The 18,552-nt window shown below is 42.2% G+C and carries 18 protein-coding genes; 6 read left to right on the top strand and 12 right to left on the bottom strand.

From position 1 onward, the window contains the following. Positions 1-72 precede the first annotated feature (72 nt). The 3 genes from ABIS04_RS04460 to ABIS04_RS04450 all read right to left on the bottom strand — a co-directional run bounded on the left by ABIS04_RS04460 (position 73) and on the right by ABIS04_RS04450 (position 3,190). The gene (locus ABIS04_RS04460) at positions 73-1,428 is read right to left on the bottom strand and encodes a glutamine synthetase family protein (protein ID WP_140233548.1); all 1,356 of its coding nucleotides are present in this window, start codon (positions 1,426-1,428) and stop codon (positions 73-75) included. Positions 1,429-1,430: 2 nt separating this feature from the next. Continuing rightward, a complete protein-coding gene (locus ABIS04_RS04455; protein ID WP_137222465.1) occupies positions 1,431-2,195 on the bottom strand; it encodes a gamma-glutamyl-gamma-aminobutyrate hydrolase family protein in 765 nt (254 codons plus the stop codon). 446 nt (positions 2,196-2,641) lie between these two features. After that, a complete protein-coding gene (locus tag ABIS04_RS04450) occupies positions 2,642-3,190 on the bottom strand; it encodes a cupin domain-containing protein (RefSeq protein ID WP_137222467.1) in 549 nt (182 codons plus the stop codon). 232 nt (positions 3,191-3,422) lie between these two features. Here ABIS04_RS04450 and ABIS04_RS04445 point away from each other — a divergent pair, with 232 nt between their 5' ends. Next, positions 3,423-4,730, top strand: coding sequence for an FAD-binding oxidoreductase (locus ABIS04_RS04445; protein ID WP_350432742.1), 1,308 nt, complete (start codon positions 3,423-3,425; stop codon positions 4,728-4,730). Positions 4,731-4,886: 156 nt separating this feature from the next. On the opposite strand, the gene ABIS04_RS04440 is transcribed toward ABIS04_RS04445, so the two are convergent. The 3 genes from ABIS04_RS04440 to ABIS04_RS04430 all read right to left on the bottom strand — a co-directional run bounded on the left by ABIS04_RS04440 (position 4,887) and on the right by ABIS04_RS04430 (position 7,909). After that, positions 4,887-5,720, bottom strand: coding sequence for a sulfurtransferase (locus ABIS04_RS04440; RefSeq protein WP_350432741.1), 834 nt, complete (start codon positions 5,718-5,720; stop codon positions 4,887-4,889). A gap of 42 nt (positions 5,721-5,762) precedes the next feature. Further along, positions 5,763-6,167, bottom strand: a complete 405-nt coding sequence (locus ABIS04_RS04435; RefSeq protein WP_350432740.1) for a VanZ family protein — start codon at positions 6,165-6,167, stop codon at positions 5,763-5,765. A gap of 245 nt (positions 6,168-6,412) precedes the next feature. Next, complete coding sequence (locus ABIS04_RS04430) at positions 6,413-7,909, bottom strand: aldehyde dehydrogenase (RefSeq protein WP_350432739.1); 1,497 nt, start codon at positions 7,907-7,909, stop codon at positions 6,413-6,415. A 311-nt stretch (positions 7,910-8,220) separates the two neighbouring features. Here ABIS04_RS04430 and ABIS04_RS04425 point away from each other — a divergent pair, with 311 nt between their 5' ends. The 5 genes from ABIS04_RS04425 (at position 8,221) to ABIS04_RS04405 (ending at position 13,031) form a co-directional block, all read left to right on the top strand. After that, positions 8,221-9,573, top strand: a complete 1,353-nt coding sequence (locus ABIS04_RS04425) for an aspartate aminotransferase family protein (protein ID WP_350432738.1) — start codon at positions 8,221-8,223, stop codon at positions 9,571-9,573. A 29-nt stretch (positions 9,574-9,602) separates the two neighbouring features. Continuing rightward, positions 9,603-11,102: a CoA-acylating methylmalonate-semialdehyde dehydrogenase gene (locus ABIS04_RS04420; protein WP_350432737.1), complete on the top strand. Its 1,500-nt coding sequence runs from the start codon at positions 9,603-9,605 to the stop codon at positions 11,100-11,102. 9 nt (positions 11,103-11,111) lie between these two features. Then, entirely contained in the window at positions 11,112-11,477 is a 366-nt protein-coding gene (locus ABIS04_RS04415; RefSeq protein WP_350432736.1) for a cupin domain-containing protein, read from the top strand. A 120-nt stretch (positions 11,478-11,597) separates the two neighbouring features. Next, complete coding sequence (locus tag ABIS04_RS04410; protein ID WP_350432735.1) at positions 11,598-12,320, top strand: TorF family putative porin; 723 nt, start codon at positions 11,598-11,600, stop codon at positions 12,318-12,320. Positions 12,321-12,686: 366 nt separating this feature from the next. Then, positions 12,687-13,031, top strand: a complete 345-nt coding sequence (locus ABIS04_RS04405) for a DUF3634 family protein (protein ID WP_350432734.1) — start codon at positions 12,687-12,689, stop codon at positions 13,029-13,031. A gap of 131 nt (positions 13,032-13,162) precedes the next feature. On the opposite strand, the gene ABIS04_RS04400 is transcribed toward ABIS04_RS04405, so the two are convergent. From ABIS04_RS04400 to ABIS04_RS04375, 6 genes are all read right to left on the bottom strand, one after another. After that, a complete protein-coding gene (locus tag ABIS04_RS04400; protein ID WP_240778485.1) occupies positions 13,163-13,663 on the bottom strand; it encodes a DUF3833 domain-containing protein in 501 nt (166 codons plus the stop codon). Positions 13,664-13,806: 143 nt separating this feature from the next. Next, positions 13,807-14,439 carry a chalcone isomerase family protein gene (locus tag ABIS04_RS04395; protein ID WP_350432733.1) on the bottom strand — a complete coding sequence of 211 codons (633 nt, stop codon included), beginning with the start codon at positions 14,437-14,439 and terminating at the stop codon, positions 13,807-13,809. Continuing rightward, entirely contained in the window at positions 14,436-14,966 is a 531-nt protein-coding gene (locus tag ABIS04_RS04390) for a DUF2878 domain-containing protein (RefSeq protein WP_350432732.1), read from the bottom strand. The genes ABIS04_RS04395 and ABIS04_RS04390 overlap by 4 nt, the downstream gene beginning before the upstream one ends. A 97-nt stretch (positions 14,967-15,063) precedes the next feature. Continuing rightward, positions 15,064-16,299 (bottom strand): cyclopropane-fatty-acyl-phospholipid synthase family protein, encoded by a 1,236-nt coding sequence (locus tag ABIS04_RS04385; RefSeq protein ID WP_350432731.1) that lies wholly within the window; start codon positions 16,297-16,299, stop codon positions 15,064-15,066. 172 nt (positions 16,300-16,471) lie between these two features. Beyond that, complete coding sequence (locus ABIS04_RS04380) at positions 16,472-17,287, bottom strand: DUF1365 domain-containing protein (RefSeq protein ID WP_350432730.1); 816 nt, start codon at positions 17,285-17,287, stop codon at positions 16,472-16,474. Beyond that, a complete protein-coding gene (locus ABIS04_RS04375; RefSeq protein WP_350432729.1) occupies positions 17,284-18,552 on the bottom strand; it encodes an FAD-dependent oxidoreductase in 1,269 nt (422 codons plus the stop codon). The genes ABIS04_RS04380 and ABIS04_RS04375 overlap by 4 nt, the downstream gene beginning before the upstream one ends.

Raw genomic sequence — 18,552 nt, 5'->3', positions numbered from 1 at the left:
TAGCAAACCCTGTGGTATTTGCTATCTGTTATCCACAAAATTAATCATGCGAGCTAAAACGCTCAGTCATCATTACACTGTCAATAATAAGAACTCACGTTCCCACGAACTGACTACACGACGGAAGTTTTCAAGCTCAGCTTGTTTTACCGCCACAAAACCTGTGGTAAACGACTGGCCTAAATACTCAATACAAGCTTCACTTGTTTGCATTGCAGCTAACGCTTCTTCTAAGGTTAACGGTAAACAGTTTTCATTATTAGAACGGCTTTCGTTCGACTTACCCGTTACGGGTGTTGAAGGTTTTAAGTCCTCAACCATTCCGATATAACCACACAATAAACTGGCCGCAATGGCGAGATAGCAGTTAGCGTCAGCACCTGGAATACGGTTTTCAATACGGCGATTTTGTGGTGATGACTCAGGGATACGCAAACCACAAGTACGGTTTTCAACACCCCATTCAAGGTTTACGGGTGCAGATGTACCAGGCAAGAAGCGGCGGAACGAGTTAGCACTTGGTGCCATTAACGGCAATAACTCAGGAATATAATGTTGTAAACCAGCAATATAGCTGAGGAATAATTTACTTTGAGTACCATCTTCTTTAGTGAAAATGTTTTTGCCGGTTTTAATATCAAGCACACTTTGGTGAATGTGCATTGCGCTACCAGGCTCGTCGGTAACTGGCTTAGCCATAAATGTGGCACACACATCATGCTTTAATGCTGCTTCTCTTAAGGTACGCTTAAAAATAAATACCTGATCGGCTAATGACAATGCATTACCGTGACTGAAGTTAATCTCCATTTGCGCAGGACCATCTTCATGGATCAAAGTATCAATATCTAGCCCTTGGACTTCACACCATTCATACATGTCTTCAAACAACGGATCGTATTCGTTAGCAGCGTCAATAGAGAAAGACTGACGTCCTGCTTCTGGGCGACCAGAGCGACCAATAGGTGGTTTAAGCGGTAAATCATGATCATCTGAACGTTTGGTAAGGTAAAACTCCATTTCTGGCGCAATAACCGGTTCCCAACCTTTATCTTCATAAAGTTTAAGTACTTTCTTCAACACGTTACGAGATGACAATTCAATTGGGTTACCCATACGATCATAACAATCGTGGATCACCTGAGCGGTAGCTTCAACAGTCCATGGCAACATGAAAACGGCATTTTCATCTGGCACACACACAAAATCGATATCGGCATCATCAAGAAGTTGATAATAAATCTCTTCATTGATGAAATCACCGGTAACGGTTTGCAATAACACGCTTTCTGGTAAACGCATGCCCTTTTCAGAAACAAACTTATCCACTGGAGCTATTTTGCCACGCGCAATCCCAGTCATATCACTTATGACACATTCAACTTCGGTAATTTTTTTGTCTTTTAAAAAAGCAATTAACTTATCCATTATTATCTCACTTGTGTTGCCGCATATTGTCTACAGGCTTGTCCGAATGCCTCGAAAATTGCAGTATAAAATGCATTTTCGGTTACTTTCCATTCTGGATGCCACTGAACACCTAATGCAAAACTTTTCGCATTTTTCACTGAAAATGCTTCGATTAATCCATCCGGAGCGAATGCTTCTGGCTGTAACCCTTCACCTAGGCGCTCCACGCCTTGAGTATGGACAGAGTTTACCTCTGCAGTGTCACAGCCCCATGCATCGTGAAGAAGACCGCCGGCCACAAGATTAACTTGATGCGATAGACCATATTGCACATCTACTGGTGCATGCTTATCTTCTCTATGTTCAATAAATGTGCCAACTTCATGCAGTTTTTGATACAAACTGCCACCATAGACCACGTTCATTTCTTGAAAACCGCGACAAATGCCTAGCACCGGAACACCGGCCTCAATCGCCGCTTTAATTAACGGTAACGTCATGGCATCGCGTTTAGGGTCGTGGTGAGTACCAGCTTCACTTGGCACACCTTGGTAATGATGAGGCTCAACGTTAGATGGAGAGCCTGTAAATAAAATACCATCAAGGCGAGCAAGCAAATCTTTTGTAGGTAATTCAACATCTAAAGAAGGGATAACCAATGGAAATCCTTTGGCACCATTAACCACGCTAAGCAAATATTTTTCTCCCACTATATTAAATGGATGTAGGCCAATTTGCTGATTGCATGCTACGACCCCGATAAGGGGAATACTTGATTGGGACATATCTCACCTTTGGCAAAGATTGTGATGAACTTATTGTTTTACGTGTTCATTTTTTCACACACTACACGCATTTTTTTAGCTAGGCAAGAGGATAACGAATGATAAAATCAACTTTTAGGAAAATAAAAATAAAACATCATTAAAACAAGTTGATAACTATAAATCGACAGGATTGTTAAAAAAATTACCTAAGGGGTTAATTGACTAATACCGAGTGTAAAATGCGCTAAAATGGGGCGGGCAATGCACAAAAAAGGGGAATTTATTGCTTAATATTCTTTACACAAATGAATAATCATATGCTAGGAATGAAATCGACAACGGACAAAAACCAATACATTATCCGCTATTTAATCAGTGGGAATAGCCAAGTTTATTGATTACCTTACACTATTCCCCAGAACAAAAGCATTGGCTGTAAGCAGAACCAATTCAATGATACACCATCAAAAATCAGCGGGGGTGGTTGCACTCATCACCTTACAAGGTTCATCAAATGGGTTACGGAAACGATGAGGCTGTTCACTATTAAAATAATAACTGTCACCTTCTTCTAAAATAAATTCCTCTTCGCCAACAGTTAGTTCAAGTTTACCCGCAACAATGATACCGCCTTCCTCGCCCTTATGTTGCAGCATTTCAGCACCAGTATCTGCATTAATAGGGTATATTTCACTCATTACCGACATTGCTCTATTTGGGTAGTCACGGCCAATGAGTTTATACACTAACTCGCCAGTACCAATATCCAATAATTCATTGGCACGATAAACCACTTTCTGATCACCGATAGAGCCATCATCAATTGAGAAAAAATCCACTAACGACATTGGGATCCCGGCTAATACTTTTTTGAGTGAGCTAACAGATGGGCTAACACTGTTTTTCTCAATCATTGAAATTGTACTGTTGGTAACCCCTGCTCGCTTGGCTAACTCGCGTTGAGATAAGCCTTTCAATTTGCGAATAGCTTTTAGGTTTGCACCAATATCCAAATTCGTTCTCCTACTAAATGTTGACCAATAGCTTGCTGTTAAAGTGTTGCAGATTATTAACACTCTAACAAAATCTGTATCAATAGAGCATGATAATTTACTTAAATCAAAGCAATTGTATTTTACACTAAATAAGTGTTAAATAAAATGCACACCCTAGATGAGTTAAATTACATCTAACCATTCATTTATAAGTTGTTATTTCATTTATAATCAACAACTTGGAGCGTTTATGTCACATAAATCCCCAATTCATAGCCTACACTATCCAGACTCCTTTTATGTGGCGACCGCAAAAGAGCTTTATCAACATCCAAAACTAAACGAAAACCTGACAGTCGATGTGTGTATTGTTGGTGGTGGATTTAGTGGTATTAATACTGCCATTGAACTCAGACAACGTGGTTACAGTGTGGCATTGCTTGAAGCCAAACGCATTGGCTGGGGAGCCTCTGGCCGAAATGGTGGCGAGCTCATCCGCGGGATCGGCCATGACGCAACCCAGTTCCGTAATGAGATTGGTGAAGAAGGTGTAAAGTCAATTCAACAGATGGGTTTTGAAGCAGTAGATATTGTCACCGACCGAATAGCCCAACATAACATCGATTGCGACTTGCACATGGGCTATTGCGATCTAGCCGTCAAGCCAAGGCACATGGATGACTTAGCACAAGAATACCAAGACCTAACATCCCAAGGCTATCAAAAACCGATAACCCTATTAGATAAATCGCAAATCAGCGAAGTCATTGGCTCAGATTTTTACCAAGGCGCATTAGTCGACATGGGCAGTGGCCATTTACACCCTCTCAATTTAGCCTTAGGCGAAGCCCGAGTTGCACGTGAACTTGGCGCACAGTTATTTGAATACAGCGCGGCAGAAAAGATTATTAAAGGGGATAAACCCAAAGTGATAACTGCCGAAGGTGAAGTGACCTGTGATTATCTGGTAGTGGCAGGCAATGGTTATATTGGTAATAAATTAAGCCCTTTCCTTGGTGGCAAAGTGCTACCAACAGGAACTTACTTATTAGCCACAGAGCCGTTAACAGAACAACAATGCGCCAGTATCATCCCGCAAAATATGGCATTTGCCGATATGCGTGTGGCGTTAGATTACTTCCATTTATCCGCAGACCGTCGTTTATTGTTTGGTGGTTTATGTACTTATTCTGGTAAAGACCCTAAAGACATTGAAGCCGAGTTAAGGCCTAATCTTGAAAAAGTATTCCCACAATTAAAAGGCATCAAAATTGATTATGAATGGGGCGGAATGATGGGCATCGGTGCCAACCGTATGCCACAAATAGGCCGTTTACCTGACGCAGCTAACATCTATTTTGCCCAAGCGTATGCTGGTCACGGAGTGAATGCCACTCACATGGCAGCAAAGTTGATTGCAGAAGCCATTAGCCAGCAGTCACAACGTATCGATGTGTTTAATGACATTAAACACATGACCTTCCCAGGTGGGCCAATGCTGCGATCGCCACTCCTTGCAGCAGGAATGTTTTATCATAGGATGAAGGATTTGCTATAGAGTTAATGGATTTGCTGTGGGTTGGCAAAAGGGTCAACCTTTGTTCTTTTTATGGCCTACGGCCAAGTTAGACTTTTCAAACTTCGCTTGAAGTGCCACGACTTTAGTGGCCGTAGGCCATAAAACAAAAAATACCCACCAATTATTCAATTGGCCCTACTCTATAGGAAGCGCAGCATCTCCTCCCCAAACCGCCCAAGAACCATCATAAAGAATGGTTTCATGATGTCCTGCTACATACGACGCTAAAATCAAAATACAGGCCGTGATCCCAGAACCGCAGCTAAACACCCGTTGAGCATTATTACTGGTATTTAAAGCCGAAAAAATGCTTTGTAACTCACGTGGTGATTTCATTTTAAAACCGCTTAATACCTGAGCAAACGGCAGATTTAACGAGCCGGGAATATGACCACCGCGCATCCCAACACGAGGTTCCGGTGTAGTACCATTAAAACGCCCTGCTGCGCGAGCATCAATAATATCCACTTTTGCATGACCAAGATGGGTTAACACAAACTCAGTGTCACATACCTTGTATTGTTGTAAACGACCTTTAATATCACCAGACTCAGTTGCTGTCGCAAATTGACGCACCGTATCTCGTCCTTCAGCTTGCCATTGCGGTAAACCACCGTCGAGAACAAATACCTTATCAAATCCCATCGCTTTAAAGGTCCACCAAGCTCTTGGCGCCGAATAAATACCTTGGTTATCGTAAATCACCACTGTGCTGTTATGGTTCACGCCCAATGATTGAACTGCTGCAGTAAATTGATTTTCCGTGGGTATAGCGTGAGTTTGTGAAGAAATATGATCGAAAAAAAGCTTATCCATTTGGCACGATAATGCACCAGGAATAACGTAAAGCTCATCATAAACGAGTGGTTCTTTACCCAGTACAATGTCCATGCTGGCATCTAGTAATACAAGGTCTGGATCATCAAGATGCAATGCCAGCCAATCGGTCGTCACTAAAGGAAAATTCATATTCAATCTCTCCAAACTGTTAGGGTAAATAATAATGCTAACTTAACAATGATTATCCAAATATCGTTGAGTTAACCCACTTAAATAACTGAATAAAATAATACCGACAGCATCGGCGGCTAAGTCGAAGATATCTAATGTTCTTGATGGGATGAAACCTTGACTGATTTCTTCTCCCAAGACGAATATCGACACTAACACAGTCCCGTAATAAAGCGGAACACCACCAAGTCGAAAATGACGACTCAACAAGGCTAAATTAGCCACATAGGTTAACAAACCAAATAGCAGCATATGGCCAAACTTGTCGCCATAAGGGATTTGTTTTATGACATCGAAAAATACACTGTGACCGCCGATATTGGCTAAATAAATAACCCATAGAACAAAGCTAAACAACGCAACAGTCACAATAATAGCCAAACGAGAAAAAGTTTTATGAATCATTCTGTCCTCCGTAAATGACATGATGGAACCAAGTCATTTGACTAAACGTGTTGATAAAAATGCTGTTCAAATGACCAGATGGTTAATACGAATGATATTAGTCTACTGCTAACGTGGCGTTTTTGAGCGTTAATTAAACTTAACCTCATAAGCCGACTGGGGTTGGAGTGACTTGGCGGTTATTGAATAAAAAAAAGCCCTTTATTGCTAAAGGGCTTGTGGTAAATCAATACAATAAATGGATGTTATAGGGCAATCCAAGTGGCTTTGAGTTCGGTGTACTTGTCAAACGCATGTAATGACTTATCTCGACCATTACCCGACTGCTTGTAACCACCAAACGGCGCGGTCATATCACCCCCATCGTAATGGTTAATCCACACCATGCCACAGCGCAATGCTTTGGCCGTTTTATGCGCTTTGCTTAAGTTTGATGTCCACACACCAGCGGCAAGACCATAAATAGTGTCGTTAGCAATCTCAATGGCTTGTTCCATGCCATCAAATTCGATAACGGCTAATACAGGGCCAAAGATTTCTTCGCAGGCAATGGTCATGTCGTTTTTAACATTACTAAATATGGTTGGTTGCACAAAGGCTCCGCCAGTGTCTGCCATTACTTGCAATCCGCCCTCAACTAAAGTGGCACCTTGTTCATGACCGGCTTTAATATAGTTCAACACGTTATTAAGTTGCTGTTGATCAACCATAGCCCCACAAGTGGTTTTAGGGTCTAGTGGATGCCCTGGTTGCCAGCTTTGCATTTCTTCGGCAATCAGTTTGATCAACTCATCTTTTACGCCAGCTTCAACCAATAAACGCGAACCTGCAGTACACACTTCACCTTGGTTAAAAGCAATCGCAACTGCGGCAGCTTCGGCCGCGGCTTTTAAATCTGGTGCGTCGTTAAACACAATATTGGGGCTCTTGCCACCCGCTTCTAACCACACGCGTTTCATATTCGACTCGCCTGCGTAAATCATTAACTGTTTGGCAATTTTGGTTGAACCAGTAAACACCAAAGTATCAACGTCCATGTGTAATGCCAACGCTTTACCCACGGTATGACCAAACCCAGGTAATACGTTTAATACCCCAGCCGGAATACCCGCTTCAAGTGCTATTTGCGCCATACGGATTGCGGTTAATGGTGATTTTTCTGATGGTTTTAAAATGACACTGTTACCGGTAGCAAGTGATGGCCCAAGCTTCCAACACGCCATAATCATCGGGAAATTCCACGGTACAATGGCTGCTACAACACCAACGGCTTCACGGGTGATCATGCCAATTTCGTTATGGGCAGTAGGGGCAATTTCATCATAAATTTTATCAATGGCTTCACCAGACCAACGGATAGCTCTAGCCGCGCCAACCACATCAACGCCTTTAGAAAATTGAATAGGCTTACCCATATCGAGGGTTTCAAGCAACGCCAGTTCATCCGCATTTGCTTCAAGCAAGTCGGCAAACTTTATCATTACTTCTTTACGTTTAACTGGTGGTAAGTGAGCCCAAGTACCGGCTTCAAATACTTCGCGAGCATTAGCGACTGCCACATTGGCATCGGCTAAGTCACAGCTAGCCACTTTGGCGAGTACTTGGCCATCGATAGGACTAATACAGTCAAATGTATCGCCCGACAGCGATCCTTGATATTGGCCATTAATAAATGCATTACCATTGATTTGCAGATTTGCTGCCAGTGCTTCCCAATCGCTACGACTTGTTGGAGTACTCATTGTGACCTCGAAATAATAAATGGATTGATAAACACCAACATTAATAAATAAAGCAGGTGCTAAGACAAATTTGTGCCGTATAAAATGGATTATCGACACAATAACGTTAATGAATATTGTCACCTGATTATGCTCAACGGCAAGATATTTTCAATATATTTTACAAAATAGCCACATTTAGTTTAAATAAATGCACAAAACCCTTTTATGTTCATTATTTTTGACATAGCATAGCGAATATTCGTCACTCGTTATTTAACCAGTTTTAGATGAATCCCTAATAATTGTAGCTATCAAAGTAGAGTCAATTTATGAGCGAAAATCAAAAAATCACCGCTGGCGATTCATCGCAAACATGGCCAAATATGGATCATTATTGGATGCCGTTTACTGCCAATAAGCAGTTTAAAAGCAATCCTCGGCTGTTAGTGTCGGCCCAAGGAATGTATTACACCGACAATAATGGCAATAAAGTGCTCGATGCCACTGCAGGGTTATGGTGTTGTAATGCTGGCCACGGCAGACAAGAAATATCTGAAGCTGTCAGTAAACAAATTAACCAAATGGACTTTGCCCCATCGTTTCAAATGGGTCATCCGCTAGCCTTTGAGTTGGCCCATAAACTCAGTCAAATTAGCCCTGATGGATTAGACCATGTATTTTTTACCAACTCGGGGTCTGAATCTGTTGAAACTGCGCTAAAAATGGCGCTTTGTTATCATCGCGCTAATGGTCAAGCGACTCGCACTCGATTTATCGGCCGCGAGCTTGGTTATCATGGTGTCGGCTTTGGTGGTATTTCGGTCGGCGGCATTAGCAATAATCGCAGAACCTTTAGCCAACAATTACTCCAAGGCGTTGATCACTTACCTCACACGCTAGACATTGCCAATAATGCCTTTAGTCATGGCTTGCCGCCACACGGATTAGAGAAAGCCGAAATGCTTGAGCAACTCATTACCTTACACGGCGCCGAAAATATTGCCGCTGTAATTGTTGAGCCAATGTCAGGTTCTGCAGGGGTCATTTTACCGCCAGATGGATATTTAAAACGTTTACGCGAGATCACTCAAAAGCACGGCATTTTGTTGATATTCGACGAAGTCATTACTGGCTTTGGCCGATTAGGTGCTGCATTTGCCAGTGAACGCTGGCAGGTCACACCCGACATGATCACTACCGCCAAAGCGATTAATAATGGTGCTATTCCGATGGGGGCTGTGTTTGTCAGTAACACCATTCACGACACCTGCATGGACGGTCCTGAGCAACTGATTGAGTTTTTCCACGGATATACCTATTCAGGCCATCCCGTTGCGGCAGCATCAGCATTGGCAACGTTATCGATTTATGAAAACGAAAAGTTATTTGAACGCGCTAAAGGCCTAGAGTCTTATTTTGAACAAGCGGTTCACAGTCTTAAAGGGCTACCCAACGTCATTGATATTCGTAATACCGGTTTAGTCGCAGGTATTCAATTTTCACCAAGTGACAAAGGTGTCGGTAAACGCGGTTATGACATATTTGATCATTGCTTCAGAAACGGTGCTTTGGTGCGGGCAACGGCCGACATTATTGCCCTGTCACCACCACTGATTGTCGAAAAATCGCAAATTGATGACATGGTGAATCAGCTTGCCGATGCCATTAATGCCGTGGGTTAACCCATTTTTAGTTTATAAGGATAGAGTTCATGCTTAACATCAACCATTTTGTTAATGGGCAACACACACCAGCAAGCCAGCGCAGCCAAACAATTTATGATCCCGCGACAGGCGAAGCCCGTGGCCAAGTGTCATTAGCAAGTAAAGATGAAGTGGCTGGCGCCATTGCCGCCGCTAAAACAGCGTTCGAAAGCTGGTCGCAAGTGACCCCGCTTAACCGCGCTCGGGTGCTATTTAAATTTAAAGCGTTAGCCGAACAGAATATCGATAAACTAGCAGAGCTCATCACCCTTGAGCACGGTAAAGTGTTAGATGATGCCAAAGGCGAAATTACCCGAGGCTTAGAAGTTGTTGAATTTGCTTGTGGTATTCCGCATTTACTAAAAGGTGAGCACACCCAACAAGTGGGCGGCGGTGTCGATGCATGGTCAGTAAATCAAGCGCTAGGCGTTGTGGCTGGTATTGCGCCATTTAACTTCCCTGTAATGGTACCCATGTGGATGTTCCCGATTGCGATTGCCTGCGGTAACACCTTTATCATGAAACCGTCGGAAAAAGATCCTAGCTCGGTGATGTTTATTGCCGAGTTACTCAAACAAGCAGGACTTCCCGACGGAGTGTTTAACGTCATTAATGGTGATAAAGAAGCCGTTGATGCCCTGCTCACCCACGACGATATCAAAGCCGTTAGCTTTGTCGGCTCTACTCCAATTGCAGAATACATTTATACCACTGCCTCGGCCCACGGCAAGCGTGTACAAGCATTGGGCGGTGCAAAAAACCATATGCTATTAATGCCAGATGCTGATTTAGATCAAGCCGTGAATGCATTAATGGGTGCAGCATATGGTAGTGCAGGTGAACGTTGTATGGCGATTTCAGTGGTATTAGCCGTAGGCGATGTGGGCGACAAATTAGTTGATGCATTATTACCGCAAATAAGTGCCTTAAAAGTGGGTAGTGGTATTACACCAGAAATGGACATGGGGCCGTTAATTTCAGCGCAGCACTTAGCCAAAGTGCGCGACTATGTTGAAGCTGGCGTAAACGAAGGCGCAACCTTAGTAGTCGATGGTCGTGATATCAGTATTAGCGACCACCAGCAAGGCTACTTTTTAGGGGCCTGTTTATTTGACCATGTCACACCACAGATGAGCATTTACCAACAAGAAATTTTTGGCCCTGTGTTAGCCATTGTACGTGTCGATAACTATGGGGAAGCATTGGAATTGATTAACCAACATGAATTTGGCAATGGCACAGCTATTTTCACCCAAAGTGGCCAAGTCGCACGTCACTTTTGTCACCATGTTGAAGTGGGTATGGTTGGCGTTAATGTACCCATTCCAGTGCCAATGGCATTTCATAGCTTTGGTGGTTGGAAACGTTCGCTGTTTGGGCCACTGCATATGCATGGACCCGATGGAGTACGCTTTTATACCAAACGAAAAGCCATTACCGCCCGTTGGCCACAAGCCAAAACCGACACGAACGAACCTTCGGCATTTATTATGCCGACAATGAAATAAGTGAACTCAATGAGCAAACATATTAACGATATTATGCTTTTTAGTGGTCAATCAACTGAGCTTGAGTCTTATCACTTAGCCGATGAAAAACTCATTAGTGGTAATCCTCTGCAATCGGTGCAGAATCATTTTGAAAGCCCATGTAAGCAGTTCAATGTTGGCGTTTGGCAAAGTGAAGCAGGTTGCTGGCAAGTTAATTATAGCGAATATGAGTATTGCGATATTGTCGAAGGCAGTAGCGTTATCTCCGACAGCCAAGGGCACAGCTTAACGGTTAATGTGGGTGATAAATTTGTTATCCCTGCTGGTTTTACTGGGACATGGGAAGTTATTAATCACTGTAAAAAAATCTACGTTATGTTTGAACAACAATAACGTTTAACCGCCATGCGGTACAGAAAAAACCTTTGCGGTTTTGATTCTGATAAGTGGCATACGCAGAAGCTAGAGCTTGAATTAGCAGCGACTGCATTTTATGTAAATGGAGATAATATCGTGTCAAACACATTAAAAAGAACGCGAATTGCACTGTTAAGCGGATTAACATTATCGGCTACCCTACTGGCTCCGTTAGCTATGGCAGAAGTGTCTGGTGCTGTCACGGTAACCAACGATTATCGTTTCCGTGGTGTATCACAAACAGCCGCAGACCCAGCGCTACAAGCCAATATTGATTGGAGCCATGAAAGTGGCTTTTTTGTCGGAGCTTGGGGCAGTAATGTCGATTTTGATGAGCCAGGCTATAACGGTCCAGACGTAGAAATCGATCTATATGCTGGCTATTATGGCGAGATTAACGACAATACCAGTTATGACTTAACGCTATATCGTTACAACTACCCAGGTGATAGCGAGTTAGACTATTTAGAAGTAAGTGCAGGCATTGACTTTAATGGTTTTAGAGCCGCTTACTGGTTTACCAATGACTATGGTGGAAGTGACCAAGATCTACATTACACCGAAATAAACTATGGCTGGGAGTTTGTCGAAAACTGGAGCCTAGATTTGCATTATGGCTACAACTTTGGCGACGCCATTGATGACGGAGAAGGCTTTGACAGCTATTCGGATTATTCTATTGGCGTATCAACAGAAGTTGCTGGTTTTGGGCTGTCAGTTGCTTACTTAGATACCGACATTGATGGTGTTAACGAAGTAAGTTCTGATCTGTATAAAAACACCGGCACGTTATTGGCGAGCGTTAGTTACTCGTTCTAGTGATAACAGTGAATGAGTACGAGTTTGTACTCATAAAAATAGACTCTGGTGAATACAAAAAAACCGCTTAAGTGCGGTTTTTTATTACCCAAAAATTTAGATAAAAACGGCTCAACACCGTTATAGTGATTACATTAACAGTCTGTTCGATTCAAATAATGAATACCTTTGTTAATAACGATATATCCACTGAGATCAATCGCCATACAAGACTTAAAGGCAAGGTATGGCGATCATTTAGCCAGTTGTTTTTGTAAGACTTAGACATCGCGCATAAATTTCAAAAAAATTGCATTGCATACCGCGCTTACGGGAGTATCTTACAATAATATAACACCTTAAATATGCGCTACAAAGGAGCGAACTATGGCTGATACCATCATTAAAATTCTGGTGATTGCAGGATTATGCTTTCTGGCCTATAAACTGATTTTCAGTAGTAGCCGTGGATTAACCCTTTTTGAAATGCATTTTAAAGACGGTAAGCTCAATAAGCATAAAGGCAAAATACCAGAGAAATTTGAACGTGATTGTCGTGCAATCGCCAAATCGAATAAGCTAACCTGCACTGTTAGAGCAGAAAAATCTGGTGATGTACGTTTGCATGTAACGGCCAATATAGGCGATAACCTAGTCCAGCAAATCCGTAACCAGTTTCCGTTTGAATATTACGACAAAAAACAGACTGACGCATCTAAGCTTAAAGGCTAATACCGCCGGTTGATCAACATAAAAATGGACTCTAATGAGTCCATTTTTTGTCAGATTCGATTTGAAAAATCACTGTAATTTCCAACTCAACGCCTTGGTATTCTTAGCAGTCCCATTACGTAAGCTACTGCTTAGTTAGGCTGCTTAGAAATGACCAAAGTCACTTGGGCAACCGTTACACCAAATTTTATAATATCGCTTTTATTAATAATGGTTTGCTCATCAACTAAAAACATCCAATCGTCAAAATGAACCTCATACTCGTTACCATCTACCGGCAATATCATGTCGTAACGCCAACGTAATGCACTACCGCGCGACTCACCTTGGGCAATGCCTAGAATGTCATTAGCCGTTCCCTGGTATAGCCCATTACCTTTGTCAGTAATGTTCCACACTCGAGTTTGCTTTTCGCCATCATCATAAATAAACCATTCATTTATCACCCCCTGCTTACCTTCAGGTGAATCAACCCAGTGCGCTTCCATGGTGACTGTAAATTTGCGAGTTACCTTGCCTGAAAAATCTTGTACGACTCCAGCGGCTGTTAATTTACCGTCAAAAAATGTGGCTAAATCTAACGTTGGAGTTGTTTGTTGATAATCTTCAATCGATGCAGACGAACATGACATTACGCCTAATAGTATTGCGCCGTATAAAAAGGGTTTAGCGAGTTTGCCAGTGCATCTTTTAGTGTATTGGACAATGCGATTTTGCGTTAACACTCGTGTAAAAAAATGCTTTGGCTGACGGATGGATAATAGAACTGAATTCATTAGTTAACTCCAATCAGTTGTTTACGTAACTCAGGGTGGCTGGTTTTTTCTGATAACCAAATATCAAGAAAAGCTGCAGGGAATTGAGCATTACTGACTTGGTAATAAGGTGCGTCGTTGAGTAAGAATGCAGCATCCTCAGGGGTGTTAACCCTAAAGGTCAGTCTGTCGCCCTCTTTCACATCAGGCCATGCATTAACTAATTGTTGGCGATAGAGTTCAATATTTTCTTCGGCTAACCCTAAATGTTGCCATTGCTCAATAGTGGCAGTAACCAAATCAATGGCATCGATATCGCGGTGATATTTGATATCAAGTATCAGTGGAAATCGATTGGCTCGATACTTGCCATCAATAGAAAATAATTTTGCACTATAAATATCAAACCATAACAGGCTCATCTCGGCAGTACCGACTTCAACAAGTGAGTCATTAGTGGTGTTGGTGATAAAAAGAGGTGTTGTCGCGCCTATATCGGACTCACTGGCTGAGGCATCATTAATACTAAACATAACGGTTAGCGCTAAAACTACTGCACCCACCATACCAAACAATAATTCTACCAACCAATGTGTCGATAGGGACGGCCTAAAATGTAGATTTTCTTTGGCAACATTATGTAAGGTTTTCATGTGCGATCCTCCATAGCAATATGCCGTCGAGTAATACGATGGCTAATATGGAGTAATACGGGAAATAAGCCACTCCAGATCAAAGCCAATATAAATACACTCCAGACGTTACCCAAAGGCAACACCACTGCATCAAATTTTGCTCCGGCCATGTAACTTAAACAACCGAATAGACCGCCCAATAATGATTGTAACCATATGGGAAACGTTCTAAATATCGCTAAGCTGTAATGTAAACTCAGTGCAAAGTAGAGCCACAACAACCCAAGCCAATAAGGAATAATATTGAACTCAAATACACCAAACCCTGTTAATAAACTATCAACAACGATACCAATCCCACCACAAACACACATTACTCTAGCGTCATGGTTAACGGATGTTGATAATAAAAAATGACTAACAATCAGTAAAATAGACAACAAGACAAGTTGATTATGGCCTAATACACCAGCCCACCATACCAATTGAAAACACACAGCGTTAATCACAATAAATAACGTTGGTGGAAGACTAAGAGTAGACATAACACCTCACTCAAACAGGATGAGACGTCCCGGCAAAATATTACCGGGGATGTGAATGACTATGTAGCATTAGAAAATGACAACCGTATCTAATCGATTAAAGACGGTATTGAGGGCGAACAGCGACTAAATGTACGGTACTGGTGGTGCGTTCTAAAAAACCGCCTTCACAGTAGCTTAGGTAAAACTTCCACATTCGAATAAAGTCGTCGCCGTAATTTAACGCTTTAATCTTGTCGTAAGCGGCATCAAAGTTCTCATGCCAGTGGCGTAATGTCCGCGCATAATCTTTGCCCATATCACTAACAGACCAAGTCACCATGTCGGTTTTTTTTGCAATGTGTTTGGTCATTTCACTCACTGAAGGCAGGCAGCCCCCAGGGAAAATATAGCGTTGAATAAAGTCGACACTGTTGCGATAGCTGTCATAACGTTGATCGGCAATGGTAATCGCTTGAATTAACATCCGCCCGTTTGGCTTAAGCAATTGCTGTAACTTTTCAAAAAAGCCGCCAAGATATTGATGACCTACAGCTTCAATCATTTCTATCGACACTACACGGTCATATTCACCGGTCAATAATCGGTAGTCTTGTTTGAGCAAAGTAATGTTATCTTCCAGCCCTTCTAGCTTCACTCGTGCCTGTGCATAGTCAAATTGAGCATCCGAAATGGTGGTGGTAGTAACATGCACACCAAAGTGTTTAGCAGCATAAATCGCTAACGCGCCCCAACCAGTTCCTACTTCAAGCAAGGTTTGACCTGGAGTTAACTCCAATCGTTCACAAATGGTATGCAACTTGTGTAATTGCGCTTCATCTAAACTGCTATCGTCAGTCGGATATAGCGCGCTGGAATACATCATTTCTGGGTCTAAAAACTGCTGATACATGTCATTACCTAAATCGTAATGCGCCAAAATATTGCGTTTAGAACCTGCTTCAGAATTGCGATTTAGCACATGTTTGATTCGGCTAATGCCATTACTTAACCATGAAAAATAACGTTCTATATTGTCGAGTAAGGCTAAGTTACGGGCAAAGACTTGCACCACTTTGGTTAAGTCTGGGCTAGACCAATGACCTTGAATATAGGCTTCACCTGCACCAATTGATCCACCAAATACGACTTGGCGATAAAACTTAGCATGTTGAACTTGCATGGTAGCGTGAAGATCACTTTTGGCATCACCAAACTCAGAAGTTTGATTGCCATCAACAATGGTTAAATGACCTTCAGCAAGATGCGCTAGTGCGCGAAGCAGAATTTTTCTTGCTAGGCTGTCAGATAAACTTGCTTGAGCCATGCTACTTTGTGTGGCCGTGTTTTCCATGTATTGTCTCCAGTTCATCAACTGCTATTGATTGGGTCACTTTTGCTAAGTAACTATTAGCGAGGTAACTATTAGCTAACTAGTACTGATATAACCCTATTAGCAGTCAATACGTTGCGTCAGTCCATTTGGTTTACATTTGTTTTGCTGTCGGTGAATAAAAGGGTGTTGATTACGCAGGTTTTGTCGTTTGCTTGCCAACAAAAGGGATGCGTTTAACAAATAACGTTAACGCTTGCCAATAAATACCCAACATAATCTTGCCGGTCATCAGCGGAAAATGCAGCATAAAATTACGCATGCTTTTAGCGGTAATAGGTTGGCGTTTGAGTACTAAACCGGCATCAAATAATTTGCGGTTATCGTCATTACGATTCTCGATGGTCACTTTTAAGTGTTTGCCCGGAGGCGTAATCCGCCACAAATAATGCATGTCTAAATTCATAAACGGAGACACATGAAAGACTTTGTCGGTGTGAGTGCTATTAGCAATATCAACCAGATAACAATGGCGCTCATTCCATGGTGTATTGCTCACTTCAGCCAACATATAAACCATTTCATCTTGATGGTAACAAAAGTAAAAATTCACCGGACTGAAATAAAAACCAAAGTGACGAATTTGCCCAGAAAAAATTACTTTGTCACACGTTTGACTTGCGCCTAAATGCTTAATCGTTGCTAGCACCCGTTGTTTTAATGCAAAAGCATCATCGCCACTGCACGCGTCAGGCAGCACAAGCTTGTCGGCAAACTGCTTATCCAGCGCGTTAAGGTAATCGCTTGGTTTAAATTTTAGCGGCGTAAACCTATCGGTTGAAAACAACTTAGTGGTTGCAGTAATGGCTTCAACCTCATCCAAATCAATCGCCATCATCGCAATACGATAACCAAAACTGTGCAATTTAGGCTCGTGGCGACGGTGGTTCACCATGCCGGTGTATATGCCACTGTTTAAACAATCGGTTTGATATGAAGTTAAGGTCATAGACTGATTCCAAAAAGCTGACATACATCAACAGCACTGCGCACCCCGTCTTCGTGGAATCCATTGTGCCAGTATGCACCTGCATAGTAAGTATTACGTTTACCATTAATTAGTGACCGCTTGGCTTGAGACTTCATACTGGCATCATTAAACACTGGGTGAGCATAATTAAACTTACGCAAAATTTTACTGTCGTCAATGATGTCAGTTTGATTCAAGGTCACGCAAAAAGTCGGTGCATCTTTAGGTAAACGCTGCAAAATGTTCATGTTGTAAGTGACACTGGCAGGGCGCTGAGTGATATCCTGCTGATTTTCGCCATCGAGGCGATAGTTCCAACTGGCCCATGCCGCTTTACGTTTGGGTAATACGTTAATGTCAGTGTGCAACACAACTTCGTTATTTTGATATTCCATTGGCGCCAATATATCAGTTTCATCTTTGCTTGGATCGGTTAGCATCGCCAAAGCTTGGTCGCTGTGACACGTTAGCACCACATCATCGAACTGTTGCCACTCGCCATTAGCCACTTGAATATGCACACTTTCATCACTGCGTCTAATTCCGCTAACGGGGGAATTAAGATGAATACGATCTTTAAACGGCGCAGTGAGCGCAGGAATATAACTTCGTGAGCCACCTTCGAGTACCGACCACTGCGGGCGATCGTTAACATTTAATAAGCCATGATGCTGAAAGAAACGAATAAAAAATCGCAGTGAAAAACCACGCATATCATCAATACTGGCAGACCAAATTGCCGCGCCCATTGGCAAAATGTAGTGTTCACAGAAAAAGCCTGAAAAGCCCTGCTGATCTAAATACTCGCCTAAAGAAGCACTAGGATAATCATCGGCTTCGTAAATGGCTTTACAGCCATTGTTAAAGCGAACAATTTCAGCTAAAAATTTATAAAAACTTGGACGAAATAAATTACGACGCTGAGCGAACAAGCTCCATAAGTTATGGCCATTATATTCAAGTCCCGTAATGGCATTGTTTACGCTAAAACTCATCTCAGTAGGCAGTGATTTAACCTTAAGTTGCGCCATTAAGGTTTCAAAAAGTGGATAAGTTCGGTCATTAAAAACAATAAAACCGCTATCGATAGCATAGGGTTTCCCCTCGACTTCAACATCAACCGTTGCAGTGTGACCACCAATATAATCATTGGCCTCAAACACGGTGACCTTGTGCTCGCGACTGAGTAAATACGCGCAGGTTAACCCCGAAATTCCAGTACCGATAACGGCGATATTTTTCAT

This window comes from Shewanella sp. H8 (assembly GCF_040285065.1).
Taxonomy (GTDB): domain Bacteria; phylum Pseudomonadota; class Gammaproteobacteria; order Enterobacterales; family Shewanellaceae; genus Shewanella; species Shewanella polaris.
Note: the sequence above shows the minus strand (reverse complement) of the source record. Positions and strands in the feature narration are given on the sequence as shown.

What these genes read in the sequence shown, in the direction of transcription:
- ABIS04_RS04460 (WP_140233548.1), bottom strand. Translation starts at nt 1,428, where the DNA reads ATGGATAAGTTAATTGCTTTTTTAAAAGACAAAAAAATTACCGAAGTT.
- ABIS04_RS04455 (WP_137222465.1), bottom strand. Translation starts at nt 2,195, where the DNA reads ATGTCCCAATCAAGTATTCCCCTTATCGGGGTCGTAGCATGCAATCAG.
- ABIS04_RS04445 (WP_350432742.1), top strand. Translation starts at nt 3,423, where the DNA reads ATGTCACATAAATCCCCAATTCATAGCCTACACTATCCAGACTCCTTT.
- ABIS04_RS04440 (WP_350432741.1), bottom strand. Translation starts at nt 5,720, where the DNA reads ATGAATTTTCCTTTAGTGACGACCGATTGGCTGGCATTGCATCTTGAT.
- ABIS04_RS04435 (WP_350432740.1), bottom strand. Translation starts at nt 6,167, where the DNA reads ATGATTCATAAAACTTTTTCTCGTTTGGCTATTATTGTGACTGTTGCG.
- ABIS04_RS04430 (WP_350432739.1), bottom strand. Translation starts at nt 7,909, where the DNA reads ATGAGTACTCCAACAAGTCGTAGCGATTGGGAAGCACTGGCAGCAAAT.
- ABIS04_RS04425 (WP_350432738.1), top strand. Translation starts at nt 8,221, where the DNA reads ATGAGCGAAAATCAAAAAATCACCGCTGGCGATTCATCGCAAACATGG.
- ABIS04_RS04420 (WP_350432737.1), top strand. Translation starts at nt 9,603, where the DNA reads ATGCTTAACATCAACCATTTTGTTAATGGGCAACACACACCAGCAAGC.
- ABIS04_RS04415 (WP_350432736.1), top strand. Translation starts at nt 11,112, where the DNA reads ATGAGCAAACATATTAACGATATTATGCTTTTTAGTGGTCAATCAACT.
- ABIS04_RS04405 (WP_350432734.1), top strand. Translation starts at nt 12,687, where the DNA reads ATGGCTGATACCATCATTAAAATTCTGGTGATTGCAGGATTATGCTTT.
- ABIS04_RS04400 (WP_240778485.1), bottom strand. Translation starts at nt 13,663, where the DNA reads ATGTCATGTTCGTCTGCATCGATTGAAGATTATCAACAAACAACTCCA.
- ABIS04_RS04395 (WP_350432733.1), bottom strand. Translation starts at nt 14,439, where the DNA reads ATGAAAACCTTACATAATGTTGCCAAAGAAAATCTACATTTTAGGCCG.
- ABIS04_RS04390 (WP_350432732.1), bottom strand. Translation starts at nt 14,966, where the DNA reads ATGTCTACTCTTAGTCTTCCACCAACGTTATTTATTGTGATTAACGCT.
- ABIS04_RS04385 (WP_350432731.1), bottom strand. Translation starts at nt 16,299, where the DNA reads ATGGAAAACACGGCCACACAAAGTAGCATGGCTCAAGCAAGTTTATCT.
- ABIS04_RS04380 (WP_350432730.1), bottom strand. Translation starts at nt 17,287, where the DNA reads ATGACCTTAACTTCATATCAAACCGATTGTTTAAACAGTGGCATATAC.
- ABIS04_RS04375 (WP_350432729.1), bottom strand. Translation starts at nt 18,552, where the DNA reads ATGAAAAATATCGCCGTTATCGGTACTGGAATTTCGGGGTTAACCTGC.